General features: G+C 69.1%; 21 protein-coding genes and 1 tRNA gene. 12 read left to right on the top strand and 10 right to left on the bottom strand.

Going from position 1 to position 26,310, the window contains the following annotated elements; all coding sequences use genetic code 11:
* Positions 1-18: 18 nt before the first annotated feature.
* The 9 genes from GXY85_01975 to GXY85_02015 form a co-directional block, all read right to left on the bottom strand.
* Positions 19-294, bottom strand: coding sequence for a hypothetical protein (locus GXY85_01975; GenBank protein NLW49599.1), 276 nt, complete (start codon positions 292-294; stop codon positions 19-21).
* Positions 272-2,134, bottom strand: a complete 1,863-nt coding sequence (locus tag GXY85_01980; GenBank protein NLW49600.1) for a hypothetical protein — start codon at positions 2,132-2,134, stop codon at positions 272-274. Before GXY85_01980 ends, GXY85_01975 begins: the two co-directional genes overlap by 23 nt.
* A gap of 276 nt (positions 2,135-2,410) precedes the next feature.
* A tRNA-Leu gene (locus GXY85_01985) sits at positions 2,411-2,501 on the bottom strand.
* Between the two features lie 70 nt (positions 2,502-2,571).
* Positions 2,572-3,273: a hypothetical protein gene (locus tag GXY85_01990; GenBank protein NLW49601.1), complete on the bottom strand. Its 702-nt coding sequence runs from the start codon at positions 3,271-3,273 to the stop codon at positions 2,572-2,574.
* Positions 3,274-3,358: 85 nt separating this feature from the next.
* Positions 3,359-4,318 (bottom strand): AEC family transporter, encoded by a 960-nt coding sequence (locus tag GXY85_01995; GenBank protein ID NLW49602.1) that lies wholly within the window; start codon positions 4,316-4,318, stop codon positions 3,359-3,361.
* 134 nt (positions 4,319-4,452) lie between these two features.
* Positions 4,453-6,243: a type II/IV secretion system protein gene (locus tag GXY85_02000; protein ID NLW49603.1), complete on the bottom strand. Its 1,791-nt coding sequence runs from the start codon at positions 6,241-6,243 to the stop codon at positions 4,453-4,455.
* Positions 6,244-6,457: 214 nt separating this feature from the next.
* Positions 6,458-7,945 (bottom strand): Asp-tRNA(Asn)/Glu-tRNA(Gln) amidotransferase subunit GatA, encoded by a 1,488-nt coding sequence (gene gatA, locus GXY85_02005; GenBank protein ID NLW49604.1) that lies wholly within the window; start codon positions 7,943-7,945, stop codon positions 6,458-6,460.
* A 52-nt stretch (positions 7,946-7,997) separates the two neighbouring features.
* Positions 7,998-9,038, bottom strand: a complete 1,041-nt coding sequence (locus GXY85_02010) for a Gfo/Idh/MocA family oxidoreductase (protein NLW49605.1) — start codon at positions 9,036-9,038, stop codon at positions 7,998-8,000.
* A 69-nt stretch (positions 9,039-9,107) separates the two neighbouring features.
* Complete coding sequence (locus GXY85_02015) at positions 9,108-10,124, bottom strand: SGNH/GDSL hydrolase family protein (protein ID NLW49606.1); 1,017 nt, start codon at positions 10,122-10,124, stop codon at positions 9,108-9,110.
* 120 nt (positions 10,125-10,244) lie between these two features.
* On the opposite strand from GXY85_02015, the gene GXY85_02020 reads away from it, so the two are divergent.
* The 12 genes from GXY85_02020 to GXY85_02075 all read left to right on the top strand — a co-directional run bounded on the left by GXY85_02020 (position 10,245) and on the right by GXY85_02075 (position 24,848).
* Entirely contained in the window at positions 10,245-10,751 is a 507-nt protein-coding gene (locus GXY85_02020) for a class I SAM-dependent methyltransferase (GenBank protein NLW49607.1), read from the top strand.
* A 172-nt stretch (positions 10,752-10,923) separates the two neighbouring features.
* A complete protein-coding gene (locus GXY85_02025; protein NLW49608.1) occupies positions 10,924-11,310 on the top strand; it encodes a BlaI/MecI/CopY family transcriptional regulator in 387 nt (128 codons plus the stop codon).
* Positions 11,311-11,748: 438 nt separating this feature from the next.
* Positions 11,749-12,225 (top strand): hypothetical protein, encoded by a 477-nt coding sequence (locus GXY85_02030; GenBank protein ID NLW49609.1) that lies wholly within the window; start codon positions 11,749-11,751, stop codon positions 12,223-12,225.
* 43 nt (positions 12,226-12,268) lie between these two features.
* A complete protein-coding gene (locus GXY85_02035) occupies positions 12,269-13,453 on the top strand; it encodes a hypothetical protein (GenBank protein NLW49610.1) in 1,185 nt (394 codons plus the stop codon).
* Positions 13,454-13,619: 166 nt separating this feature from the next.
* Positions 13,620-16,241: a hypothetical protein gene (locus GXY85_02040; protein ID NLW49611.1), complete on the top strand. Its 2,622-nt coding sequence runs from the start codon at positions 13,620-13,622 to the stop codon at positions 16,239-16,241.
* Positions 16,242-16,494: 253 nt separating this feature from the next.
* The gene (locus GXY85_02045; protein NLW49612.1) at positions 16,495-17,436 is read left to right on the top strand and encodes a hypothetical protein; all 942 of its coding nucleotides are present in this window, start codon (positions 16,495-16,497) and stop codon (positions 17,434-17,436) included.
* A 125-nt stretch (positions 17,437-17,561) separates the two neighbouring features.
* The gene (locus tag GXY85_02050; GenBank protein ID NLW49613.1) at positions 17,562-18,266 is read left to right on the top strand and encodes a peptidylprolyl isomerase; all 705 of its coding nucleotides are present in this window, start codon (positions 17,562-17,564) and stop codon (positions 18,264-18,266) included.
* A 188-nt stretch (positions 18,267-18,454) separates the two neighbouring features.
* Positions 18,455-19,891: a trigger factor gene (gene tig, locus GXY85_02055; protein NLW49614.1), complete on the top strand. Its 1,437-nt coding sequence runs from the start codon at positions 18,455-18,457 to the stop codon at positions 19,889-19,891.
* Positions 19,892-19,925: 34 nt separating this feature from the next.
* Complete coding sequence (locus tag GXY85_02060) at positions 19,926-20,570, top strand: ATP-dependent Clp protease proteolytic subunit (protein ID NLW49615.1); 645 nt, start codon at positions 19,926-19,928, stop codon at positions 20,568-20,570.
* 45 nt (positions 20,571-20,615) lie between these two features.
* Positions 20,616-21,857: an ATP-dependent Clp protease ATP-binding subunit ClpX gene (gene clpX, locus GXY85_02065; GenBank protein NLW49616.1), complete on the top strand. Its 1,242-nt coding sequence runs from the start codon at positions 20,616-20,618 to the stop codon at positions 21,855-21,857.
* 113 nt (positions 21,858-21,970) lie between these two features.
* Complete coding sequence (locus GXY85_02070; GenBank protein NLW49617.1) at positions 21,971-24,283, top strand: pyruvate dehydrogenase; 2,313 nt, start codon at positions 21,971-21,973, stop codon at positions 24,281-24,283.
* Between the two features lie 19 nt (positions 24,284-24,302).
* The gene (locus GXY85_02075) at positions 24,303-24,848 is read left to right on the top strand and encodes a hypothetical protein (protein NLW49618.1); all 546 of its coding nucleotides are present in this window, start codon (positions 24,303-24,305) and stop codon (positions 24,846-24,848) included.
* A 9-nt stretch (positions 24,849-24,857) separates the two neighbouring features.
* On the opposite strand, the gene GXY85_02080 is transcribed toward GXY85_02075, so the two are convergent.
* Positions 24,858-25,700, bottom strand: a complete 843-nt coding sequence (locus tag GXY85_02080; GenBank protein NLW49619.1) for an SAM-dependent chlorinase/fluorinase — start codon at positions 25,698-25,700, stop codon at positions 24,858-24,860.
* Positions 25,701-26,310 lie beyond the last annotated feature (610 nt).

A 26,310-nucleotide genomic window follows, 5' to 3' on the forward strand; every position in this document is an offset into this window, starting at 1 on the left:
GGTCGCCGCCTCCAGGCTCTATGACAGCTCGCGGCCGCCGAAGGTTGCACTCGGCAGGGCGGCTGCCTCGCAGAATGCGGCCGCGGCGGCTCTGCCACGCACGACTTCGTCGAGCACGAGGTCGGCGGGGCCGCCGGTCGTCTCCAGAGCCTTGATACACTCGCCGTACGCCTCGGCGCCGACGTAGTGCCGCCCGCCGAAGGAATGCACCGGTTTCGCCTCGTGCAGAGCGACCGCCCGTTCGAGGAGGGTGCGGGCCGGCGCCCGCCGGTCATTCCGGTTCTTGCGCGCCAATGTAGCCGATCTCGACCGGACGTCCGCAGCCCTTCGCGATGTCCTCCGGCAGCGGCGCGGCGCTCCCCACCAGCGCGCTGTTTCTGCGCGGCCGGTAGTCGCGTTCCGCCGCGTTCGCGAAGGAGGGCTCCTCTCCGCCGTCGATGCTCACCGAGGCATCTCCGAAGCCGGGACAGTCCTCTTTGAAGTCAGCCAATGATCGCCAGTTGACTCTCTTCTTCCCCTCAACGGCGCCGAGCACCAGATGCTCAGGGGTACTCGGGTTCGGGCGGTAGTAGACGTTGTGATCGGACCGGGTGACCATGGCCGTGGCCTTGTCCTTGCCGAAAGCGACCTGCTCCGGCCAAGCCACCACTCCCGCATCAACAAGCGCCTTCCCGCTGCTGCCGGAGATGACATTGTTCACGACCTCGTTGTCGTAGGTGTCCCACAGCCAGCCGGGCATGGTCGCTCTGGCATCGTAGCTCGCGCGGCTGATCTTCCGGTCCGGGTTGTTCTGCCTGTCGTTGTCCATGATCCTCACGTTCAGGCCATTGTCTACGATCGTGTTGTTGTATACCCGGATCCTCATCCCTCCGGAGATCCGAACGCCAATGGTATTGCCGTACACAGTGTTGAAGGCGAAGACGTTGTCCAGCGAAATCTCATTGTAGAGACCAACGCCCTTGTTATGGCGTGAGATGTTGTCATAGACCAGGGCCCCGCTCACGTTGATGTCAATCCACAGGCCGGTGGCGTCGTTGTGTTCCAGGATGTTGTGGCGGAAGGTCAGGCGTTTGGTATCCAAATTCGTGACCTTGATCCCTGCGGCATCCCAGGATTTGCTGAAATGCTCCTGGTTGTTGTGCGAGAAGACACAGTTTTCGATCAGCACATCGGGCGACGCGCTCATGCCCATGCCGCTGTTGGCGTTGCATGAAAACACGCAGCCGCGGATCACGGAGTTGGCCGCCCTATGCAGCGCGAAGCCATAGCCCCCATTCCGGACGAAAGCACAGCCTTCCACCGTCCGGCGCGGCCCCCGCAAGGACGCGCCCTGCGTGGCGTAATGCATGAAGCCGATGCCGCGAAGCGTCAGATAGGCCGGGCCGTCATCGTTGGTGGCAAGGCCCCTTCTATAGACAGTCGCTTCCACTTTCTTCCCTTCCGGGTTGTCGCCCAGCCAGAGCTTCTTGTTCGTTGCGTCGACACAGAACGTCCCGGGGGCGACTTCCGCAACCGACGCCACCTGGGCGAGCGGGGCGTTGTCAACAAACACCATGTCGCCATACCCGGCGAGCGGGTACTCAGGGACAACAAACAGGCTGTCGGAGGGGTAGATGACAAACGAATGCTCCCAGCCGTCCTTGACCCACTTGTCGCCTTCGGTGCGCCATTCGGCCGCCGGGATCACTCGGCTTCCCTTGAACCAGACCTGCTCATTGCCCTCCCTGCTGCGGTACGGTTGTATGGTGAGACTCTTCCTGATGGTCAAGTCACCCGTCCGGTATTCGCCGCCCCTCAAGACCAGGATGGAACCGTCGTCCGCCGTGGCCAGCGCATGCTTGATGTTCCAGGGGCGTTCGAGGCTGTTTTCGGCGCTCGCCGTGCCCTCGGGCGAAACGTAATACACTCTCCCCTCGGTTGGGTACTCGATGTTCGGCAAGGTAAAGCTGAGCGGAGGGGAGGCACCGGCCCCCGGCGTGCGCGATACCGCACCTTGCCCGATCGCGGCCCCGGCCAGGTCTGGTTGGGCATGCGCGAATGCCGACAGACTCACGGCGAAAAGGCCCAAGAGGACGATGGCCAGCGCGGCTTCATGCACGCCGCCAACGCCTTTGACATCGGTCAACTTCGCCATCAGACATCCTCCGCAGCCGAGTGACCTCGGAACACTTCTACTGCCGCCGGGATCAGGATGACGCCGGACAACTCCCCGTGCACGTGCACAGCGCGATTGCCGGCACCGTGAAGTGCTACGCGGGAGTCATGCCGGAGGCGCTCCGGGACGCGCAGGCCCGTCTTCCCTTCGGGAAGGCGATCAGGGACGTCACATGTCCGTCACACGGCCCTGACGAAGGTGTTGCGGCGCCTGAGAGGCCCAGGATCGTAAAACTTCATACAGTAACCGGTTAGGTGGTGGGCGAGGAGGGGATCGAACCCTCACGGCCCGCGGGCGGGCCACTGGATTTTAAGTCCAGAGCGTCTGCCGATTCCGCCACTCGCCCGGCTTGCCGTGCGACCACACGGCCCGTCATTCCAGGGCGTTCCGTGTCCGGCGCAGGTGCGACGGGCCCGTCAGTCGAACGTCGTCTCTGCACTCCGCAGGGGCTCCTGCATGCCGGCGGCCCGGTGCGACTTCCTGTGCAGGCGGAGGTCCACGACCGTCTTGAGGACGATGAGGACGACCAGCAGGCCCACGGACGAGCCCAGCGCCACCACCAAGAACGCGCCCGCCAGGATGGTCACATGCATCAGCATGATGCGCCCGTAGGGCCGAATCATGGCCTCGGCGATGTTCAGCGTCCTGTACTCGCCGCCCTGCAGGTAGTTCTGAATGAACGAGATCCCGTGGCTGACGAACAGCCCGAACAGCGGCCAGGCGATCCCCGGCGGCAGGTTCCGCCACAGGTGAGCGAAGGGGCCGCCGTGCATGAAGGGACCGTCCCGCCCGATCCCGAGGAGTGTGACCAGGAACACGCCGTGGACCAGGCAGAACATGCCGAAGTGCACGCAGAAGAAGGGGATGGCGAACAGCTTCCCCAGGTGGTGCGCCGGTTCGTCGGCCGAAAGGAAGGCCATCCTCAGCACGGTGTAGAAGCCCACGACGAGGTTCTCGGCCCAGTACAGCAGCACGACGGCGCGGGCGTCCCAGTCCAGCGCCAGCACGCCCGCCAGGGGGACGAGGTTCACGACGATCAGTGCCGCGGCCGACAGCCTGCCCCCCGCCGGTCCGGCGCCTGCTGCATCTGCCGCCTCGCTGTGGGGTCCATCGGCCATGAGGGTCCTCCTTTCTGCTGTCCGGCCGGGAGCCTACCCGGTGCGGGGGCAGGGAGTCAAGGTGCACAGCCCGGCCGCGGGGCGGTCACGGCAGGATGAGGAGCCACATCGGGATGGTCAGCACGGCGGTGATCGTGCTCACCACCAGCAGGCCGGCGATGAGGTCTCCGTCGGCGTTCATCTCGCGGCCCAGCACGTAGGACGTGACGGCCAGGGGGCTGCCCATCAGCAGCACCGTGGTGCCGACGGCCGCCCCGGGCATGCCCGGGAAGAGCAGCCGACACCCCAGGAGGGCCACCAGGGGCATCAGGAGCAGCTTCCCGGCTGAGCAGGCGGCCATCAGGAACATGTGCCCGTGCACGTAGCGCAGGCGCAGGGAGGCCCCGACGGCGATCAGCGCCAGAGGCAGCGACATGCTCTCGAGCATCCGCAGCGTCCGCACGCCGATGTCGACGGCCGCCGAGAGCAGGACCGACCGGCCCACCAGGTCTGCCAGTGCGAACTGCTGCACGGCGCCCGAGACCAGAACGCCCACGAGCGCGGCGATGATGCTCGGGTTCAGAAGGGCGGCGCGCAGAGCCCGCCACCGCCACCGGGCGCCGGCCTGACCGCCCGCCAGGAGCGAGACGCTGAGCACCACCATCAGCGGGAACATGAACGCGTTGACGATGGCCGCGTAGCGCAGCCCCTCGCTGCCGTACGCGCTCCGGGCCAGGGGGATGCCCAGGTAGGCCGTGTTGGCGAAGAACGTGCTGAGCAGCACCGGTCCGCGCAGCCCGGCGGCCAGCCGCGACGTGAACGGCCGGAAGACCGCCAGCACCCCCGCAATGGCCAGGACGGACGTCACCACAACGCCCGGCACGAACAGCTCGCGAAAGCCCGAGGACGCCACGTGCAGGAAGATGATGGCGGGCAGGGCGAACAGGTAGACGAAGCGCGAGAGGAAGGCGTGGCTCGTGTCGTCGATGAACCCGACGCGCCGCAGCAGCGCCCCCAGCCCGATCATGGCGAACACGGGCAGGCAGATCGTCAGCACTTCGAGCATGCCTGTCCGTTCCCGTCCTCGGGCATCCGCAGCGGGAGCGCCGAGCCGAAGTGGCGGCGCAACACGGCGCACAGCATAGCGCATGCCCGCCCGGGGCGCCAATGCCCGGACGCCCCCGCGCCATACCCGGTCGGCTACTCCCCGACGGCTCCCAGGGGGACCGTGCGCAGTGCCTCCCGTGCGTCCGTGATGCCGGCCCGCACGTAGGCGGCCGCCCGGTCACGCATGGTGACCAGGCCGCTCTCGGCCGCTACGTTCCGGAACTCTGAGGCCGGCGCGCCCTTCAGGATCAGTTCGCGTGCGACCGCTCCGAACGGCAGCACCTCGAACGCGCCGACGCGGCCGCGGTAGCCCGAGTAGTCGCATTCGGCGCAGGCGGCGGGTTCGTAGGCCTCCAGCCCGGGCTCCAGCCCGAGCAGCCGGGCTTCCTTCTCAAGCACTTCCGCCGGCCGGCGGCACGCCTCGCACAGCCTGCGCATCAGTCGCTGGGCGACGACCAGGCGCAGGTTCGAGGCCAGCACGTAGGCAGGCGCGCCCATGTGCAGCAGCCGCACCGGGGCCGAGGGGGCGTCGTCCGCCTGCATGGCCGCCAGTGTGAGGGCGCCGCTCAGTGCGCTCTGCATGGCGATGTGCAGCGTGTCGGTGTCGCGGATCTCCCCGACGACCAGCACGTCGGGGTCGTGCCGCAGCACGGACCGCAGGACGTTGCCCGCCGTCATCTTGGTGGGCCCGTGCAGCTCGATCTGGGTGACGTTGGCGAACTTGTGTTCGGCCGGGTCCTCGATCGTGATCACGTGGCGGTCGATGCGGTCGATCTCCCGCAGGGCGGCATAGAGCGTGGTCGTCTTGCCCGCGCCGGTGGGGCCGGTGACGAGGACCAGGCCCTCGGGGCGGTTCACGGCGTCGAGGAGCATGTCCAACTGCTCCTCGGACAGCCCGAGTGCGTCGAGCCGGCCGGGGCGGTCGCCTTCGCCCAGCAGGCGCAGCGATACGTGCTCGCCCAGAACCGTGGGAACGGAGGCCACGCGGATGTCGCGATGCTTCAGCGAGGGCGTCTCCCATTCGAAGTGGCCGTCCTGCGCGGCGCGCTGCTCGGCGATGTCCATGCCGGCCTCGACCTTGATGCGGTTGACCAGGCCGCGGTAGTGCTCCGGCTCCAGCTTCGGCCCCATGGCCATGATGCCGTCGACCCGGTAGCGCACGTGGCAGGGATCGCCCGGCTGCAGGTGGATGTCAGAGGCGCGCAGCCGATCGGCTTCCTCGAGCATGTTGGCCAGGAAGGCCGAACCCGTCGACGCCCCCGATTCCTGCACCGATATGGTGCCGTAAAGGAAGCGGATGGCGCTCATCACGTCCCGCATGGGAGCGTAGTGCAGTTGCACGGGGTGTCCGAACTCCTTGCGCAGCGTGTCGAGCGTCTGGCGTCCGTGCCACCGCGACGTGGCCAGGTGCACGGTGTCGGTCCCCGGGTCGAACCGGAACGGGGCGATCCGCAGCTCCTGCGCGATGCCCCGGGGCAGGGCGGCAACAAGGTCGTGGTCGATCTGAATGTGCCGCAGGTCGTAGAACATCGGCAGACTGCGCAGGCGCTTCAGGTCTTCACCGGACGGGGCCGACAGGTCGACGGCGGCCTCGTGCGAGAAGTCCGTCGATCCGTCCCGGCGGCACCAGGACGCGCTGCCGTGCACCCGGGCGGGTTCACTCAGGCCGAAGCCGCTCACGATCAGCTCCAGGCGGGCATGGGCCTCCAGCTGCTCGTTGACGGCGATGCGCGCGCTGCTGGTGCTGATGTCCAGAATGGCCGCCCGGCGCTCCTTGCCGTGCCCTCCGCTTCCGCCCAGGACGCGATAGGTACACCCGGTTTCGTTCGCCTCTCGCTTGGCGACGGTCCGCTTCGAGCCTTCGTCTTTCTTGCGCTTACTCATCTTTCCCCCTCGGCGCAGAAGTACAGTAGTGTCCTCGAACCCTTCGCTGTGGCCTCAGCCGGCCAGAACGCCCCCCGATCGGCTCGTGATTGCCCGCGTTGATGCGCGCGCGCGCGTGCGCCCCCGGCCCGCCGCGGCCCGGACGCCCCACACCTTCGATGCTACCGGGCCTGCCCTGCGAGGTCAAGTCGTTCCGGCCCGTCGGCGGCCGTCGTCAGGGGGTGCGGAGGTGGTGGTCCGTGGCGCTCTGGAAGGCGTGGGCGGCGCGCAGAAGGGTGGCATCGGCCCAGTGCGTGGCCATCAGTTGCACGCCGATGGGCAGGCCCGACCGGGTGAAGCCGCACGGCACCGAGATGCCGCAGATGCCGGCCAGGTTGCAGGGGATGGTGAAGATATCGCTCATGTACATCGCCAGCGGGTCGGCGGCCCTCTCGCCGGTGTGGAACGCCCTCTGCGGGGCCGTGGGGCCGAGGACGACGTCGACCTGCTCGAAGGCGCGGTCGAAGTCCTCCTTGATGAGGCGGCGCACGCGGGCGGCCTTCAGGAAGTAGGCGTCGTAGTAGCCGGCGCTCAGCGCGTAGGTGCCCAGCATGATGCGGCGCTTGACCTCGTCGCCGAAACCCTCCTCGCGCGTCTTCGCGTACATGTCGACCATGTCGGAGAAGCCGGCGCTGCGGTGGCCGTACTTGACGCCGTCGAAGCGGGCCAGGTTCGAGCTGGCCTCGGCGGTGGCCAGCACGTAGTAGGTGGCCAGGGCGTAGCTGGACAGCAGCCCGTCCTGGGCGTCGATGCGGCTGTGGGGCAGGGAGATGTCGACGAACCGGACGCCGAGCGTCTCGAACGTGCGGCGCGCCTCGTCGACGGCGGCCGAGACCTCGGGGTCCATGCCCTCGGAGAGGAAGAACTCGCGCGGCAGGCCGAACGTCATGCCGTCGACGCCCGCGTCGATCTGCGCCAGGTAGTCGTCCGGCTCCGTGCGGGCGCAGGTCGAGTCGCGCTCGTCCGGCGCGGCGATGGCCTGCAGCAGCAGGGCGGCGTCGCGGGCCGTGCGTGCGAACGGGCCGACCTGATCCAGCGAACTGGCGAAGGCGATCACCCCGTAGCGGCTGACGCGTCCATACGTGGGCTTCAGTCCGACGACGCCGCAGAGGGCGGCCGGCTGGCGGATGGAGCCGCCCGTGTCGCTGCCGAGCGCCAGCGGCGCCATGCCGGCGGCCACGGCCGCGGCACTGCCCCCGCTGGAGCCGCCCGGGATGCGGGCGGGGTCCCAGGGGTTCTTCGTGATCTTGAACGCGCTGTTCTCGGTCGAGGACCCCATGGCGAACTCGTCCATGTTGGCCTTGCCGATGATCACCGCGTCCTCGGCCAGCAGCCGTTCGACGACGTGCGCGTCGTAGGGCGGGACGAAGCCGGCCAGCATCTTCGCCCCGCACGTCGTGCGGACCCCGCGCGTGCAGATGTTGTCCTTGAGGGCGACCGGCACGCCGGCGAGCATGCCGAGCGGGGCGCCGGCCGCGCGGCGTGCGTCCAGCGTGCGCGCACGCTCCCGGGCCTGCTCGTCCAGGACGGTCAGGAACGCGTCCACCCGGGGCTCGCGTTCGGCGATCCGATCCAGATGCTCGCGGACGATGTCCTCGGCGCTGCGCGCGCCGCTGGCGAACTGCTCGCGCAGCAGAGACGCGGTCGGCAGGGTGTCCTTCATGTCGCCCCCCGGCTGAGGTCGTGGAGTCGGGCCCGGCGCTCGGCGCGCGCCTCTACGCGTACAGATGGTCCACCAGGGGCAGGGCGATCTTCTGGCCGGTCAGCACGGACAGCTTGGCGGCCTCGACGACTTCCTGCGCGTTGTGCGACACCTCGGGGCTGCACGGGCCCTCGATGGGCTCGCCGGTGCGCACGGAGTGGATGAAGAACTCCGGCCCGTTGCGGCGGGGCGCCTGCAGGGGCGCCGGCTCGATCACGCGCCCGTCCGGCTCGGCCTTGCTGTAGCGCGTCACCGCGCTGCGGCCGGCGATCAGCACCGCCTCGGTTCCGTAGAGGATCACGTCGTGCGGCGGCTTGTACGGGATCGGCTCCGTCCAGGTCGTCTCGATCACCGCGTTGGCGTCGTGGTACTCCAGCGCGACGACCGCGTTGTCGTCCACGGCGATGTACTGCTTGACCAGCCGCCCGGCGATGGCGATGACGGCCGTGGGCCGCCCGATGAAGAGCCGCGCCAGGTTGGCGCCGTAGCCCAGGTAATCGACCAGCGCCCCGCCGCCGTTCTCGAACGGGTCGTAGAGCCATTCGTAGAAGTGCGGATCGCAGCCGAACTCCTTGGGGCCGCAGTGGCCGCCGCGCCACTTCATCTGCCAGACGCGGCCGATGTCGCCCTGGCGCACGAGGTCCAGCGCGCACAGGATCACCGGGCTCCAGGCGATGGGCCAGTTGATCATCAGTTGCACGCCCGCCTTGCGCGCCGCCACCAGCATGCGGTCGGCCACGGCCAGGTCGCTGGCCATCGGCTTCTCGCTCATGATGTGCAGGCCGCGCTCGGCCGCCATCTCCACCAGGTCGCCGCGCCCGCGGTTCGTGCCGTAGACGAGAACGGCGTCCATCGGCTGCGTGTCCAGCAGTTCCTCGTAGTCGTCTGTTGCGAACTCGGCGCCCGTCTGCTCGCGAAAGCGGTTCAGGAGCGCCTCGTGGGGGTCGGCGGCGCCGACGACCTCGACGCCCTCCACCTGCTGAAGCTGCTTCAGCATGCCCCAGACATGGTCGTGCACGAGGCCCAGAACGCCGACCTTTACCCTGTCAGCCATCGGTCTTCTTCCTCACGGAGGGAAAACGGGCGGATTCGCACCGCCATTCTACGGCCCGCGCGAGGAGTTTCAAAGCGAACGCGGCGCCCGCAAGCCCGCCGCGGCCAGCGCCCGCGCCACGTTCTCCCCGAGCACCATGTGGCCCGCCGTCGTCGGGTGGAGGCCGTCCTCCAGGAAGGCGTCCCCGGGCGGCAGTTGCCATTCCATCCGCACGAGCTGCACGCCTTGAAATCCGGCGACGACGTCGCGCAGGGCGGCGCGGTATTCCGACAGCGTCCGCCCGGCGGCGTTGCGGCCGGTCTCGCCGCCGTAGGCGCTCCGCCACAGCGGCTCCAGGACGGCGACGGGCGCTTCGGGGTAGAAGCGGCGCACCTGCTCGAGGTACGGGCCCGCCGGCTCGGGCGTCAGGCCGTTGCTGAAATCGTTCGTGCCGAACGCCACGAGCACGAGCGCAGGCGCCGGCACGGGCGGCTCCGGCAGGCTGCCGACGTCGAAGATCCACCCTCCCACGCCGCCGTTGTGGACCGTCATGCCCAGCCGGCGGCCGGCCACGGCGGGGAAGGTCAGGCCCGGGTGCACGCTGTCCATGCCCTGCGTGATGGAATCGCCGAGCGCCAGCAGCACGGGCAAGGCCGCCGCCGGCGCAAAGGACGCGCCCTCGCTCAGCCCGACCGTGCGCACATGACAGGGGCGCGACTGCGGCAGATACAGCGTGCAGTGCCGCTGCCCGTCGCCGGGCGGCAGCACGATCTCGCCCTGGACGCAATCGCCGGGCTCCGGGCTGCCCAGGCATCCCGCGAACGCGCCGTCCACCCACAGGTCGAAGTGTGCCACCCGCCGGGCTCCCTCGTCGAGTGTCGCCTCGACGGAGACCGAGGCGGCGTCAGTGAGGAAGTCGAGCACGACGCCCGTGCTGCAATCGACGCGCACCATGAGCTGCGGGCGGTCATTCTCGTCGGCGATCTTCTGCCAGCACTCGCGCGCCGCCGGCTGCCAGCGGGCGAAGTGCAGTCCGTCCGTCCTCTCCACGACCTCGGCCGCTCCGCGCGCGCAGGCGCAGAGCTCATCGACCGTCAACGTACGCATTGCCTGCTCCTTGCCGGCAACGTAGCTCCTTCCGACCCGGCCCATCAGCCTAACCGGCTCGGCGTTCCTGTCAACGTCGCGCGCGTTCGGACCGGCTGCCGAGTGCGCAGGCTCGCCGGTATGATCGGGGCGGCTCTTTCGGGGAGACGTTGCGTGAAGCGAGTGCCGCAGGCGGAGAGCAGGTTCCCGGTCCTCTTCGGCGATCGGGCCGAGGCGGAGCAGTATGCCGCACGACACGCCCGACTCGCGCGCAAGATGGCCGACCGCTTCATCCGGCGCCTGCGCGAACGGGCGGGCGTGGCCGCGCGCGTCTCGTTCGTCGAAGGCGACGTGCAGTCGATGCCGCTCGAAGACGACTCGTTCGACGCCGTCGTGAGCGTCGGCACGCTGCACGTCGTGGACGATCCGGTCGCGATGCTCGACGAGTGCGCGCGCGTCCTGACGCCCGACGGCACGCTGCTGGCGGCCGACGTGCGGCGCTCCTGCCTGGGCTGGCTGGATCCCATCTTCCGCACGGGCTACACGGCGGACGAGGTGCGCCGCCTGGTCGCACGGTCGGCCCTGCGGCCGTGCCGGGTGCGCGCCGGGCTGATGTTCCTGCACCTGGAGGGTCACGCTCCTGCGTGACCGCCGATCGCGAGACGGGGACGCGCAGGAACGCGTCCCCGCCCCAGGCGGGCAAGCCTCCAATGACATCCTCGACAACAAAGTACGATTTTCATCGTTGACAATACGATCAGTATCGTATATAACGGGCGGACAGAGACGGGGAACTCTGCTCTTGCGGGGGGTGTCTTATATGGCGGAACGCCTGCCCAGACCGTCGGAAGCCGAACTGGCCATCCTCGGCGTGCTCTGGAGGCGCGGGCCCAGCACCGTGCGCGAGGTGCACGACGAGGTGAGCCGTTCGGAGCCCGTGCGATACACGACGACGCTCAAGCAGCTCCAGGTCATGTTCGAAAAAGGGCTGGTTGAGCGCGATGAAGCGGCGCGTGCGCACGTCTACCGCGCCGTGCCATCCGAGGGCCGCACGCTGCGGCGGCTGGCCCGCGATTTGGTGCAGCACGCGTTCGGGGGATCGGCCGAGAAACTGGTGCTGCACGCCCTGCAGGACCGCGACGTGTCGGCCGACGAACTGGCGAGGATCCGGCGGTTGCTGGACGAACTGGAGGAGGGGACGAGATGAACGGCTTCGCGGGATTGCCTGCCGGGCCCGCCGTCGAGCGCCTGGGGTGGGCGCTCGTGCATTTCCTCTGGCAGGGCGCCCTCGTGGCGCTGCTGCTGGCGCCCGTGCTCGCCCTCACGCGGCGGAGATCGGCCGGCGCGCGCTACCTGGCCTGCTGCGCCGCGCTTGTGGCCATGGCGGCCTGCCCCGTGGCGACCATCCTGTGGACGGCGGGGCGAGCCTCGGCAAGGCCCGTGCGGCAAGCGGTGGGCCGTGGCGAAGCGGCCGGGGGCGGAAAGGGTCTTGGCGGGGGGAAGATTCCGGGTATAATCAGGTGCCCGGGGGTCGGGGCGCCGCTGGAGATGCTGCGGCGTGCGGTTGCGGAGTTCCGAGCGACTCCCGAGAAGCCAGTGAGGCCAGGCTTGCCAGACGCTGACGGCGGTCCGTCAGATGGCTGTCATGAGGGTAGAATCACTGGCCGATTGGCGGGCACGCGGGCACGCGGGCGCCCTCCGGCGACCGGGCCGCGTCCACGAGGTGGAGCGACGACGCGCGGAGACCGCTGCGGTGCGCCTGCGTGCCGAATACGACGGAGCCCGGCGGCGTAGACGGGATGGAGGGCGGCCGTGCGCGCGGCTGCTTCTCGCCTTGCGCGACTTCCAGAAGGATGGCGGTCCGAACGTCGTCGCGGTGCACGATCGCACGGCGAGCGCCGAGGAGATCGAGGACTTCCGGAAGGACAACGGCATCGCGTTCTCCATCGTCCGCGTTCCTGAGGCGGACGCCGACGGCTGGCAGGCGGAGACCTGGCTGGCTTACGGCGTCCGCGACGTCCCGGCCGCCGCCCTGATCGATGCGCAGGGGAACGTGATGGCGCTTGGCGATCCGGATGAGGTGCTTGAGAAGGCAAAGGCTCTGCTGCCGAAGACGCTGTAGTCTGCCAACGGGAGGGCGCACTATGCGGAAGACAGGAATCGCAATGGCGGCGGTGTTACTGCTTGCGGCCGCGGCCGCCCGGGATACCGGCGCCGCCGGGCTGGGCTACCGGCACGGGCTCCCGCCGCTCCTGCGGCAGGAATTGCCCATGAGCGGCTTCAGGCCCATGACGCCTGCCGCGAAGAAGCCGGCGATGACGGCCGAGCCGAAGCTGGTGGGCACGGCCTCCTATCTCGTCTTCGAACTGGGGGAGGAAGGGCAGCCGCCGTTCATCGGAGTGATGGACGCCGGCGCCAACCGGGGAAAGGGAGCGCTCTACTTCGACGTGGACAACGACGGCGACCTGGCCGAGGAGACGCCGCTGGAGAGCCAGCGCTGGGAGGGCACCGAGAACTACGGCCCCATCGCGGTGAAGCTGAAGAGGGCGGGGTTCGTCGGGCTCTATCACTTCTGCCTCCGGCGCTACCGCTATGAGGGCGGCCGGCCCGACCGATGGTATCTCATGCCGGCCTGCTACAACGTCGGCGAGACGATCATCGGCGGCCAGACGTATCGCGCCGCCGTCTTCGACGCCACGGGCAACGGCCTGTTCAACGACATCTGGACGCCGTCGCTCGTCACGCCGGATCGGGTGTTCGTCGACTGGGACGGCGACGGCAAGTTCGGTTCGAAGGAGAGCTTCAACTGCACGCTCCGCTTCGTGCGCGAAGGGCGCTGGTACAGCGTCTCGACAAGCAGCGACGGCGGGGACATCCAGTTCACGCCCGCCGAGTTCCCCATGGGGACGGTCACCGTGCCGCACGGGCTCGAAGTGGCCGCGCAGTTCCTCAGCAACACCGCCCAGGGCGGCTTCATCGCCGAGGGCCACGGGCGCATCCAGGTTCCCGCCGACGACTACCGGATCGGCATGTGCTGGGTCAAGGCCGTGGCTGCGGACGGGGTCAAATGGGAGGCGGGCGGGAGCCGGGATCCGATCCTGCAGGCCTTCGTTCGCGAGGGCGAGGAGACGTCTCTGGCTGTCGGCCCGCCCTTCACAGCATCGCTGGCGCGGACCACGAATTCCTCCCCCACGAGGGGGGGAGCCCTCGAGGTCGAGGCGCAGCTGAAGGGTGACGACGGGAAGGCTTACCGCTTCCTGCGCGGCGCGGAACGCATGCCGCCGCCGAAGATGGTCATCCGGGACGAGGGCGGCAAGGAGCTGGGCAACTACGCGTTCCAGTATGGCTGAGGCGGCACGTGCTCGGGCTCGTGGCGAGTCCCAAGGAACGTGCAAGGCAAGGTCATCCTGACGCCGGTCGTCGACAGCGGGCCGTTCGAATGCCGCATGGAAGATCTCGTGGTGGAGATCGAGTAGCGGGTCACGAAAGGGGAAAGGGATGGGCGCAAGATGCCGGATGACGGCTGCAGTAGTCCTCGCGGCATGTCTGGGACACCTGGGCCTGGCGTTCGGCGCGGAGGCGGAGAAAGGTCCGGCCTTCTTCGGGCCCACGGCACAGGTGGCTCTGGAGTCTGCGCGTTCGATGGCGTTCCCGTTTCCGGCTGGCGCACCGCCGGAACTGCTCGCGCCGAAGTTCATGGGCATCTCCCTGATGCTCGACCTGGACACGGGGATGACTGCGAGGCATCCCCTGCATCGACTCGATGCCGACAGCCTGAAGCGACTGGTTGCAGACGGGCTGGACGGATTCAGCGTGGAGGATGAGGGAGTGCACCGGCTGGTCTGCCTTGACATGGTGGTCGTGCCGTGGACTCCCGATGATTTCCCCGGTTGTGCGGGCGAAGGCTGGGACGACGTTCCCGCGGAGCGAGTGGCCAACAGTCCACTCCTGGCAGCGGGCGAGGCCGAGCCGGTCTGGGAGATTGCCATAGCGCAGGACGCTCACCCGGTTTACGCATTCCGCACGCGCGAGGGCGCCATCGGAGTCTTGCAGATAACCGGCACGGAGGACGAGCGGGCAACGGAGGACGAGCCGGCAACCGTTCGACTGCGCTACAGGCTGGTGCTGGACCGGCCGATCCCCGAATCGGTGGGATCCGCGCGTGAAGTCGCCGAACGTTACCTGACCGCTGTCCTGTCGGGCGACGATGCCACCAGTGCCGCCCTGAGGCCTTACGCTGTGCGGGAGCGTCCGTCGCGGGATATGCGTGTGCTGAGGCTCGTGACCGACTGCGAGAGCCTCTGGCTGGAGACGGTGCTGGCCGACGGGATGTCGGCGCTGGCCGTCAGCAACTTCCTTGAGTACACGGGGAGCGACGTGCCCGGATATGCATGCGTTGAACTGCAGGCATGCGGTCAGGGCTGGCTGCTGGTCAGTGCGTCGTACGATTTCAGAAAGGATGTCCGGTCGCGGGTCGACGAGAAGGTGGCCAGGTTTCGGGCTGAGCATGCGGACGCGCGACCGCTGCCGGCTTCCTCGCCCGAACCCCTCGTGCTCCGCGCGGGCGTCTCCGAAGACGTCCGCCCCTGGCTCATCCACCGGGCCACGATGGACGGCGACCTCGCCGAAGTCCGGCGCCTGCTGGCGGCGCACCCCGACTGGCTGGACACGCCCCTGGCATTCGGCGGGGGAGTGACGCCGCTCCTGGTGGCCCTGAGCGGACGGGATCTGGCCGTGGCCGAGTTCCTGCTCCGGGCCGGCGCGGAGGTGACTTTCGGCCGAGGAGAGTACAGCCCCCTGCACATGGTGGCGTCGCGCAGCCGCACGGACGACAACCCGGCGCTGCTGAAGCTGGCGGAAGATCTGGTCGCGCGCGGATGCGATGTCAACGGCGAAGGCAGCACTCCCCTTCACTCGATCTGCACCTTCTGCACCCTCTCGAGCATGCCGGCTGCCCGCGCACCCCTCAGGCTGCAGATGGCCCGGCTGCTCGTCAGCAAGGGCGCGGATATCCATGCGCGCTCGGGCTCCAACAACCTGACGCCTCTTCTCCACGCGGCCAAAAGCGGCGATGCGGAACTCTGCGCGCTCCTCATCGAACTGGGGGCGGATGTCAATGACCGGGACGAAAACGGGGCAAATGCCCTTCACCAGCTGGCGGCATGGCCGTGGACTCAGGAGGAAGATCATCTGGCCACCGCCCGACTGCTGCTGGAGCGTGGCGTCGACCTCTGGGCTCAGTCGCGCATGGGCGTTGAGCCCGGGCTGCGCAGGACGCCATGGGGCGTCGCGCGCGGGGGGACGGTGAAAGCCTTCCTCTGGGAGCGCATGCAGCCGAAGCTCCAGGCCGACGTAGCGCCCGTGAAGGAGGCCGTCGTCGAGTTCCTTGACGCATTGGTGGCCGGCGACGCGGAGCGGCTGGCAGCGGTGGCCGTTGACAGGGACTTCGGCTTTGGGCCGGACTGGCGGACGCGCGCCCTGCCCCCGCTGGGCGAACGTCTCAGGGCCGAGTACGCCGGCAACCGCGACCTGCTGCGCCAGGTGACCGACGTCTGGGTGGATATGGGGTTTGCCGCGGCGCGCGTGGAGAAACCGCAGGATGGCGAGGGGAAGTTCCTGGTCGTGAGGCTCCTGCACGATTCGGAGCGATGGCTCGTCCACTCGGTCGACGAGGAGAGTCGACCGCACATCCTCGCGTCCCTGACGGCTCACGACCACCAACTGGTCGGCTCCATGCGGGATGCCCTCATCTACAAGAAGAACGGCGTCATTCCCGCGTCAGTCTCGGGCAACGTTGGATCAGCGCTCCCCGGCGCCGAAGAGATCGAGGTCACCGCGCATGGTGGGCGCATGATCCTGGAGTTCATGGGCGACAGCAGCAGGGGACATCAGTGGATCGAAGTGCGGCCGGATGTCGTGCTCTGGTGGCGGGACGAAGATCTGACGTTCTGCAAGAGCTTGACGCTCGGGCCCCTGTCCATACAAGACGCCGTCGTGAGGCTGGGATCGAGCGGACGCACGATCTCCGCCGACGGCGATCTGCTCCGGGTGCAGGACGGCGATCGGGCGGAGGTGGCGCAGCAGGTGGCCGTCAGCTTGCCGGAGCTGACGCTCATCTGGCCGGCGGACGCGGAGTGAAGCGGCAGATGTTGAGATGCTCGATAGGAGAGCGGCCACGGTCTGGTATGATCTGACGTGGCAACAGGCGCAGGCGCACCGGCGCCGCGGGGCCCGGCCCGCGTCCACCGAGGTGGAGCGGCGGCATTCCGAGACGGCCGGTGCGCCTTTCCCTCTCGGGCGACGGTTTGTGCGAATACGGAGGCGCGCGCCGGCGTAGACGGGATGGAGGGCGTCCGAGCGGCGTCCCTGCAAGCGGAGGAGTGAGACGACCATGAGCGAAGAACAGAAGGCCCCGGCCCAGACCGACACGCGGAAGGCCGTGCCCTGGGGGCTCGTCGTCGGTCTGGCGGTGGCGGTGCTGGCCCTGGCGGCGATCCCCGTGGTGCGCTACGGCTTCAGCCATACCTGGGGCTCCAACCCGATGATCGCCACCTACATCCTCGCCGGTTTCGTGCTGGCGGCGGAGGCGGCCCTGCTCATCCTGCTGCGCACCGCGCGCACGCGCTACACCGTCGAGCGCAAGATCCTCGAGCACCGCGAGGTCAACGAGTACGTGATCCTCTGGAACCGGCCCCGGTGGGTGCTCTACACGCCCACGCTCGCGACGGCCCTGCTGTTCGCGCTGGGCGTCTACCTGCACCGCTGGAGCCTGCTGCCGGATGCCATGACGCCGCGGATGCTCGGCGGCATCTGGGTGGTGCTCTGCATCCTGAACGTCATGGTCGAGCAGTTTCACATGAACATCCGCACGGTGCTGATCCTGGTGCCGACGCTCGGCGCCGTGCTGCTGGTCCTGCACCTGGTGAACTGGGCCGGGCACGCAGTGCGGCTGCTGCGCTACTTCGCCGTGGACGTGCCGCCGAAGCTCTACTTCATGGCCGCCGGCACGATCGTCCTTGTGCTCTTCGTCGGCTGGGTGCGCGGGCTCTTCGACTACATCGCCATCACGCCGAACGTGGCCGACCTGCAGCGCGGCCTGACCGAGACGGGGCGCCAGATCAAGAACGCCGACTACGACGTGGACTTCGACGCGACCGACGTCGTCGAGCGGTGGCTGTTCGGCTTCGGGCGGATCATCATCAGCTTTCGCGACCGGAACCGGCCCGCGCGGGTCTACTTCGTCCCGCATGCGTCTCAGGCCGACGAGCGCATCCGGCGGGCGCGCAGCGTCACCGCCATCGACCGCATCCCGGGCGAGGACCTGCCGATCTGACGTGCGTCGGGGCCCTCGGCCGCCCTCCGTGCGGTGGCGCCGGGCCTGCCGGTGCGGTATCCTTGGGGACGAAATGGTGGGCAAGACCTGACCTTCGAACAACCGGGGGAGTGGCAATGATGCGCATGCACGGTGGCTGGGCGGTTCTGGGAGCGTGCCTGGCGGTTCTGATCGTGAGTTGCGGGTGCAAGAAGGCCGAGACGCCTCCGGCGGGGGGCGCGGCCGCGGCCGCCGAGCCGGCCGTCGAGCCGGCCGCCGAGCCGGCGGCGGCCGCCGAGGCCGAGACGCCGGCGGTGGCCGAGGCGGAGCTTCTGGCCCGCCTGGAGACGTCCATGGGCGCCATCGTTCTGAGACTGGAGGAGGCGAGGGCGCCGAACACGGTGGCGAACTTCGTCCATCTGGCCTCCAGCGGCTTCTACGACGGCGTGATCTTCCATCGGGTGGTGCGAGGGTTCGTGATTCAGGGCGGATGCCCGGAGGGTTCGGGGCGGGGCGGTCCCGGATGGCGCATTGCCGACGAGTTTCATCCGCAACTGCGGCACCTGCGCGTCGGTGTGCTCTCGATGGCGAACTCGGGGCCGAATACGGGCGGGTCGCAGTTCTTCATCACCCTGGCGCCGACGCCGCACCTGGACAGGCGCCACGCCGTGTTCGGGCAGGTCGTGGACGGCTTCGACGTGCTGGAGGCCATCGGCGCCCTCGGGGTGGGGGCCAATGACCGGCCGCTGCAGCCCCCGACGATCGAGCGGATCGTCCTCACGCGCGACGGGGCGGAGCTGACCGGTGTCCAGCCGAAGCCGGAGACGCTCCAGGGCCCGGCGAGGCCATAGCTGGGGGGGCCACACCGCCGCCGCGGGGCCGCCTTCGGCCCCTTGCGGCCCGTTCCCGGGCGGGAGCCTCACTTGACTTCCGTCCGCGCGATCGAGTAGCCTGTCCGGGGTAGAGGGACACGATGTCCCTCGTTTTTGTCTCAGGGGTCTGTGCCCTTCAGAGGGTTTGCCCAGACAGGTGTTTTCCCATGCCGGATGAACGAGACCAGGCGTCCGAGGCCGCCAAGGCGGCGACTGTCGGAGAGGCGGCCGAAGACGGACTGCGCGTTGCGGTGGAGCGGGTCGGGCCCGCCGAGTGTACGATCCGCATCGAGGCGGAGGTCGCCTACCTGCGCGAGCGCTACCAGAAGGAACTGACCGCGCTGCAGGCCGAGGTGGCCCTGCCCGGATTCCGCAAGGGGAAGGCCCCGGCGGGGCTCGTGGAACGTCGCATGGGCAGCACGCTGCGCAGCGACCTCGTCTCGTCGGTCGTGTCCGAAGCCTATGACAAGGCGGTGGAGGAGCACGACCTGGAGGTGGTGGGCCACACGGACGAGCCGGACCTGGACGCGCTGTCCTGGGAGCCCGGCCAGCCGATCGAGGTCGAGTACCGATGTGAGGTCCTGCCGCAGGTCGAGCTGGACGAGCAGCAGTACAAGGGGCTGGAGGCGGAGGTTCCGGCGTTCGCGGTGACCGACGAGATGTTCGCCGACGGCATGGAGCGGTTTGCCCGCCAGTTCAGCACATTTGAGGAGGCCGAAGGTGCCGTCGACTGGGATGACTACGTCGAGGCCGACGTCTCGGTGGCCGGCGTCGACTGGACGGAGCGGATCGGCTTCCACCCCCGCTCGGAGCGGATCGGGCCTTTTGCGGTCGAGGGGATGAAGGGCGCCCTGGCGGATGCGAAGGTCGGCGACACGGTGGAGGTGGATGCCGAGCTTCAGGAGGATGCGGCGGGCGCGCGGCCGGAACTGGAGGAGCTGGTCGGCCGGTCGGTGAAGCTCAGCGTGGCGCTGCAGGTCGCCATGCGCCGGAAGGTGCCGGCGCTGGACGACGAACTGGCCCGGAAGATCGGGATGGAATCGGTTGCCGACGTCGAAGCGGTCGTGCGCGACCGGCTGGAGGAGTCGGTCAAGGAGGAGACGGAGCGCGCCACGCGCGACGCCGTCTGCGACGCCCTCCTCCGGTCGGTGGACGTCGAGCTGCCGTCCGGTCTGGTCGACCGCGCGGCGGCGAACGAGAACCTGCGGCTGCTCCTGCGCCTGCTGCGCGCGGGCGTGCCGCGGGAGGAAGCGGAACGCCGGGCCCGCGCCGGGCGCGAGCGGCAGCGGGACGTGGTGGAGCAGCGGCTGAAGGTCAGCTACCTGCTGCGCCAGGTGGCGGAGAGGGAGCGCATCATCGTCACCGAGTCCGAGGTGGACAGCCAGGTGCGGGCCTTCGCGTCGCGGCAGGGCTGGCGTGAGGAGCGGGCCCGCAGCTACATGGAGGAGCGCGGGATGGTGCGCGAGCTGCGCGCCGACATGCGGGAGAGCCGGACCATCGACTTCCTGATCGAGCATGCCCGGATCAGGGAGGTCGCGCAGGCCGAGTCTGCGGGGCGGCACGGCGAACCGGAGTCCGAGAAGGGAACCGGCGCCGAGGAGTGAACGCGCATACGCGCATGGCGGCGGAGAGGGCCAGATGAGAGCAACGAACGATCTGCCGAGCGACGGACACGGCCTGCACGCGTACAATGCGGCGATCGTGCCGACGGTCATCAGGAAGACGGCCCAGGGCGAGCGCGGCTACGACATCTTCTCCCGCCTGCTGGAAGACCGCGTCATCTTCATCGGCACGCCGGTCAACGACCTGGTTGCCAACCTGACCGTGGCGCAGTTGCTCTTCCTGGAGAGCGAGAACAAGAAGCAGGACGTCCACGTCTACATCCACTCGCCGGGCGGACTGATCACCAGTGGGCTGGCGATCTACGACACGATGCAGTTGATCAAGTGCGAGGTGGCCACGTACGTGGTCGGCCACGCGTTCAGCATGGCGGCCGTGCTGCTGGCCGGCGGCACGAAAGGGAAGCGGTTCGCGTTGCCCCATTCGCGCGTCATGCTGCACCAGCCGTTCGGCGACATGGAAGGGACGGCGGCCGACATCAGCATCCACGCCGAAGAGATGATCAAGATGCGGCAGTGGATCAACGAGATCCTGGCGAAGCACACGGGGCAGCCGCTCGAACGAGTCGAGAAGGACGCCGATCGGGAGTTCTACATGTCGGCCGATGATGCGAAGGCCTACGGCCTGGTCGACGAGATACTCCACTCAAGCGCCGGCGACTGAGGCGCGTCCTCCCCCCCGGGGGGGAGGGGCGACAGAGAGGGACACATGCCGAAAGACCGCGACAGTCACAAAGAGGCCTGCTCCTTCTGCGGCAAGAGCTACGATTCGGTCCAGCGGATGATCCACGCGGGGCACAACACCTTCATCTGTGCCGACTGCGTCGAGCTCTGCTACTCGATCATCAAGCAGGACTCCGTGCGGCCGGCGCAGCCTCGCCGCCGGATGCACGTCCCCACCCCGGCGGAGATCAAGCAGGGCCTCGACCAGTACGTGATCGGGCAGGATGTCGCCAAGAAGACCGTCGCCGTCTCCGTCCATAACCACTACAAGCGCCTGCTGCACGGCGAGGAAGAGGACGGGGTCGAACTGGAGAAGAGCAACGTCCTCCTGGTCGGCCCGTCCGGCGTGGGCAAGACGCTGATCGCGCGCGTGCTCGCCCGCACGCTCGACGTGCCGTTCGCCATTGCCGACGCCACCACCCTGACCGAGGCCGGCTACGTCGGCGAGGACGTGGAGAACGTGCTCCTGAAGCTCATCCAGGCGGCCGACTTCGACCTGGAGCGGGCCGAACAGGGCATCATCTACATCGATGAGATCGACAAGCTGCGCAAGACCCATCACAACGTCAGCATCACGCGCGACGTCGGCGGCGAGGGCGTCCAGCAGGGGCTCCTGAAGATCCTGGAGGGCACCACGGCCAACGTGCCCCCCCAGGGCGGACGGAAGCATCCGGAGGAGAAGTACATCCAGATCGACACCCGCCGGATCCTGTTCATCTGCGGCGGCTCCTTCGACGGCATCCACGAGCTGGTGGCCAAGCGCACGAACCAGCAGATCATCGGCTTCGGCCGGGAGGGCGCGGACGACGAGGCGGACATCGGCGCCCTGCTGGCCCGCATCACCGAAGACGACCTGATCAAGTTCGGCATGATCCCCGAACTGGTCGGCCGGCTGCCCCTGGTCGCCCCGCTGATGCCGCTCGGCGAGGACGAGTTGATGAGAATCCTCATCGAGCCGAAGAACGCGCTGGTGCGCCAGTATCAGAAGTACTTCGAGCTGGAGGAGGCGCACCTGGAGTTTTCCGAGGACGGGCTGCGGGAGATCGCGCGGGCGGCCCTGGCGCGGGAGACCGGCGCGCGCGGGCTGCGGTCGGTCATGGAGCGGCTGATGCTGGATCCCCTCTTCAACCTGCCCTCGCGGCCCAAGGGGGCCACCTACATGGTCTCCAGGGATGTCGTGACCGGCGAGCAGCCGCTCCTGGAGCAGCGCAAGCGCAAGGGCGCCTGAGGCCCCGCCCGGTCGGACCGGACCGGACCGGTGCGGTTGCGCGTTCGGCACGTGTGCGCTAAAGTGGGGGTTCTCTGTCGGCCGTTCCCGCGCCTTTACCCGGAGAGCCCGCCTTGGCGCCTCACGACTCCGTTCTGCCCGATTTCGAACCTCGGGACCTGACCTTCCCCGCGTTGCCCGCCTTCCGGTATTCCGGCGATCTGCGGCAGGAGATGGCTGCCGGCCGCCTGACCGCCGCCGATGCGCTCGACATGCTCGAATGGATGTTGAGCATCCGCGCCTTCGAGGAGATGATCGTCGCCCTCCGGATGCAGTCGTTCGCTCCCCTGCGGCAGATCGGCTTCCAGTACAGGGGGCCCACGCACCTGTCGGTCGGGCAGGAGGCGGCCAGCGTCGGCGCGTGCGCGGCCATCGGGTGCGACGACTACATCACCAGCACCCACCGGGGCCACGGCGACGCGATCGCCAAGGGCTACGTGGCCATTCGGCAGCGGAGCGACGAGCAGTTGCGCGGGTGGATCGGCACCGAGGAGGCGGCCTCCCTGCGTGGCGACGAGCTGCGCGAGGCGGCCAAGGCCGAGCACGTCTACCGCACCGCAGCCGAGTTGTTCGGCAAGGAGGACGGCTACTGCCGCGGGCGCGGGGGCGGCATGCACATCGCCGATTTCTCCAGCGGGCACCTGGGCGCGAACGCCATCGTCGGCGGCTCGCTCGGCATAGCCACCGGCGCGGCCCTGAGCTGCCGCTACCGCGCCGACGGCCGCGTCTGCCTCTGCCTGGCGGGCGACGGCGCCTACGCGAACGGGATCGTGCTGGAGTCGCTCAACTTCGCCTCGATGGCGCAGTTCACCAATCCGTACTTCACGGGCCGGCCCTTCGGCCTGCCCGTTGTCTACGTCATCGTCAACAACCAGTACGGCATGACGGGCCGGCAGAAGGGCGAGGTGTCGGGCGTCGACTTCCTGGCCCGCCGCGCGGCCGGCTTCCACATGGAGGCGATGCGTGCCGAGGTGGTCAACGGCATGGACGTCCTGGCCGTCCGCGACGCCGTCTGCCGCGCCGCCGAGGTCGCGCGCAGCGGCGCCGGTCCGGTGCTGTGCGAGCTGGCCTGCTACCGGTACCACGGCCACAGCCTCAGCGACCCCCGCACGGAATACCGCGACAAGGAGGAGGAGAGCGCATGGCGGGCCCACGATCCCGTGCCGGCCTTCCGCCGGGAGGTCATCGCCGCCGGGGTCGCCGACGAGGAGCAGGTGCAGCGGCTGGAACGGGCCGTGGAGCGGCGCCATGAGGAGGCCGCCGTCCGCGCCGCCCGGGCGGCCGATCCACCGGCGTCCGAGGTCACCCGCTACGTCTTCTGCAAGGCCGAAGATCGGGCCGCCCCCCGGCCCGCCGAGGCGGTCGGGGGCCGGCCACCGCGCGCCGAGCGCAAGGACGGACGGATCACCTTCAAGGATGCCCTGCGCGAGGCCCTCGTCGAGGAGATGCTGCGCGATGAGCGCGTGATCGTCTACGGGGAGGACGTCGCCGACTACGGCGGCGCCTTCAAGGTCACCAAGGGGCTTCTGGAGGCCTTCGGGCGCCGCCGCGTCTTCAACACGGCCATCAGCGAGGCGGCCATCGTCGGCACGGCCGTCGGCGCGGCCATGACCGGCCTGCGCCCGGTCGTGGAGCTGATGTACAGCGATTTCGAGTTCCAGGCCGGCGATCAGCTCTTCAACCAGGCCGCCAAATGGCACTACATGAGCGGCGGGCAGACGACCGTGCCGCTGGTCGTGCGAAGCTCCGTGGGCGCCGGCAAGGGCTACGGCGGGCAGCACTCCCAGGCGCTCGAAGCGCATGCGACCCACACGCCGGGCCTCTGCGTGGTGTGCCCGTCCACCCCGCACGACGCCAAGGGCCTGCTGAAGAGCGCCATTCGCGACGAGAATCCCGTGCTCTTCGTGGAGTCGCAGGGGCTCTACAACGTCCGCGGAGAGGTCCCGGAGGACGATTACCTGGTCCCGATCGGCCGCGCCATCCTGCGGCGCCCCGGCCGCGACGTGACCATGGTCGGCTGGGGGCTGCTGGCACACCGGATGCTCGAGGCGGCCGACGTCCTGTCGGCCGAGCACGGCATCCGGGCCGAGCTGGTCGACCTGCGGAGCCTGATCCCGCTGGACATGGAGACGGTGCTGGCCTCCGTGCGCAAGACGGGCCGCTGCCTGGTGGCCTGCCAGGCGTGCCGCACCGGCAGCTTCACCGCCGAAGTCGCCGCCCGCATCCAGGAGGAGGCGTTCGACTACCTGGACGCGCCGGTGGCCCGGATCGGTTCCGCCGACGGCATTTCACCCCAGTCGGAAGTCCTGGAAAAGGCGTATCTGCCGGATGTGGAAAGCCTTGTGACGACTGCGCTCCGGCTCTGCCGGCGGGACGGCGCAGCGTAGCTCCGGGAAGGAGGGCGCCGTGAGCAAGACGCGGCCCGATGGGGGTGGGGCGCCGTCGCCGGGCGCATGGCTCGTGGCGGCCGCGCGCGCCCATCGGGGGCTGACGTTTGGCCTGGTCGTGCTGGGCGCCGCAGCCGTCGGCCTGGCCGTGACGACCTTCTGGCCGGGCCGGGGGGCGCAGGCGACGCGGGTGCTGACCCGGGTGGCCGCCGCCCTGCGCGACGGCGATGCCGACGCCGCCATGGCACACGTCGCCCCCGGGTTCTCGATGGAGCACCTGAGCCGACAGGACCTGCACGATGCGCTGCGTTCGGTCCTGCGCGACCGGCCCTTTGTCAAGGTCGGGCTGTCGGTGCGGGAAGTGGAGGCGTTCCAGGGCGCTGTGCATGCGACGGTGCACGCGACGGCCCGGCTGGACATGCACGGCTACGCGTGGGTGAGCAGAAGCGAGTGGCTCGTGACGCTGTCGGAGACGGACGGCCGCTGGCTGATCTCCGGCATCCCGGCCGTGCACGTCGCGGGGCGGGGCCCGGTGGACCTGGCCGGGCTGCTTCGTTCCCGGTGACCGGCCCCCTCAGGAGTCCGCCGTGGCGCCGGCGGGCAGCATCAGGGAGACCGAATCGCCCTTCTCGCAGCCGAGCATCCGCGCGGCGGATCCGCCGTTGACGGCGACCTCGAGGTGTCCGCTGCTTCCGACCAGGGCCAGCAGTTCGCCGTCAGCCCCGTCGGCGTAGGTGGAGCGGATTCCGGGCACAAGGCGCCGCTTGACGCGGAGCTGCAACTGCTCGGGCGGACCGCCGAAGCTGCGGTCCAGCGTGGCCCGACGGATGTTCGTGATGAGGTTCCCGAAGTGGTCGATGTAGATGATCTCGCCGCGCAGGCTCCCGTCGGCACACCGCACGGGCCGGGGCAGGTGGAGTGACTCGAGGGCCTTGCGCGCGGGCCCCAGCTTCTGCGGCTCGACCCCTTCGGCAAGGTGCGCCGCCACCGGGGCGAAGACGTCCCGGCCGTGGAACGTCGCGCTCCGCTCCTTGAGGAAGTACTGCGTCTCGGTCACCTCGCGCAGTTCCTGGTAGCCCGTCGCCTCCGCAATGATGCTCAGCAGGCCGTTGTCGGGGGCCAGGAATGTCTGCCCCCCCTTGCGCATGCAGAGCACGGCCCGCTCGGAGCCCACCCCGGGGTCGACCACACAGACGAAGATCGCGTCGTCCGGGAAGTAGCGGTAGGCGGACGAAAGCACGAAGGCGGCCTCGGCCACGTCCTGCGGCATGATGTTGTGAGACAGATCGAGTATGTCCGCCTCCCGGCAGATCCGCCGCATCACGCCCTTCATGATGCCGACGTAGCTGTCCTTGTAGCCGAAGTCCGTCAGCAGGACGATCGGCGGCGGAGCTTTGCCGAGACTGAAACGTGCCATGACCCGGATGCTCTTCCCATGTGTCTGTCGAAGGGCGCCCACCCACCCTACCGATTGTAGCGGCAGCTTCCCGAGGCATGCAAGTCCGCCGCGATGGTCCCGGCTGCCTGCCGCGCAGAATGACCGGGACGGGTGCTTGACACCGCGCCGGTGCATGGTAGAATGCTGTGTTGAGAACAGTAATCATTCGCGGATACCGGCGCGGGGGCGTCTGCGGCTCGACGAGGGTTGGCCTGGACGCCGGGGCGGTGTATAATCGACGTGAGAGCGTCGGGGCGGGTTGTGGGGGACGGCCTGCGGTGAACGCGCGCCGGACCCGACCGCAATCTCCGACGTCCCCGCTGAACCATCTTCGGCGGGGGGCCGCAGCCGGGAGGCGGAGGTCTGCGGCGGCCGGCTCAGGGGGTGCGGATTCCTTGAGCGGCCGGTAGGCTCCGGGGGACATCGCGTCATCGCCGGGGGATGGTCGCGGTGCCGTTGCCCGATCGGCGGGTGACGGGGCCATGGGAGCCGGTTGGGAAGCGAGTTCCACGAGTCCGTGTGTCTCCGCGGGAGTCGTGCGGACCGTACACGTCCATGCGTCCGGTGCGGCGTCCGTCGTGCGACGGGC

The organism is Candidatus Brocadiaceae bacterium (assembly GCA_012728835.1).
Taxonomy (GTDB): Bacteria; Planctomycetota; Brocadiia; order SM23-32; family SM23-32; genus JAAYEJ01.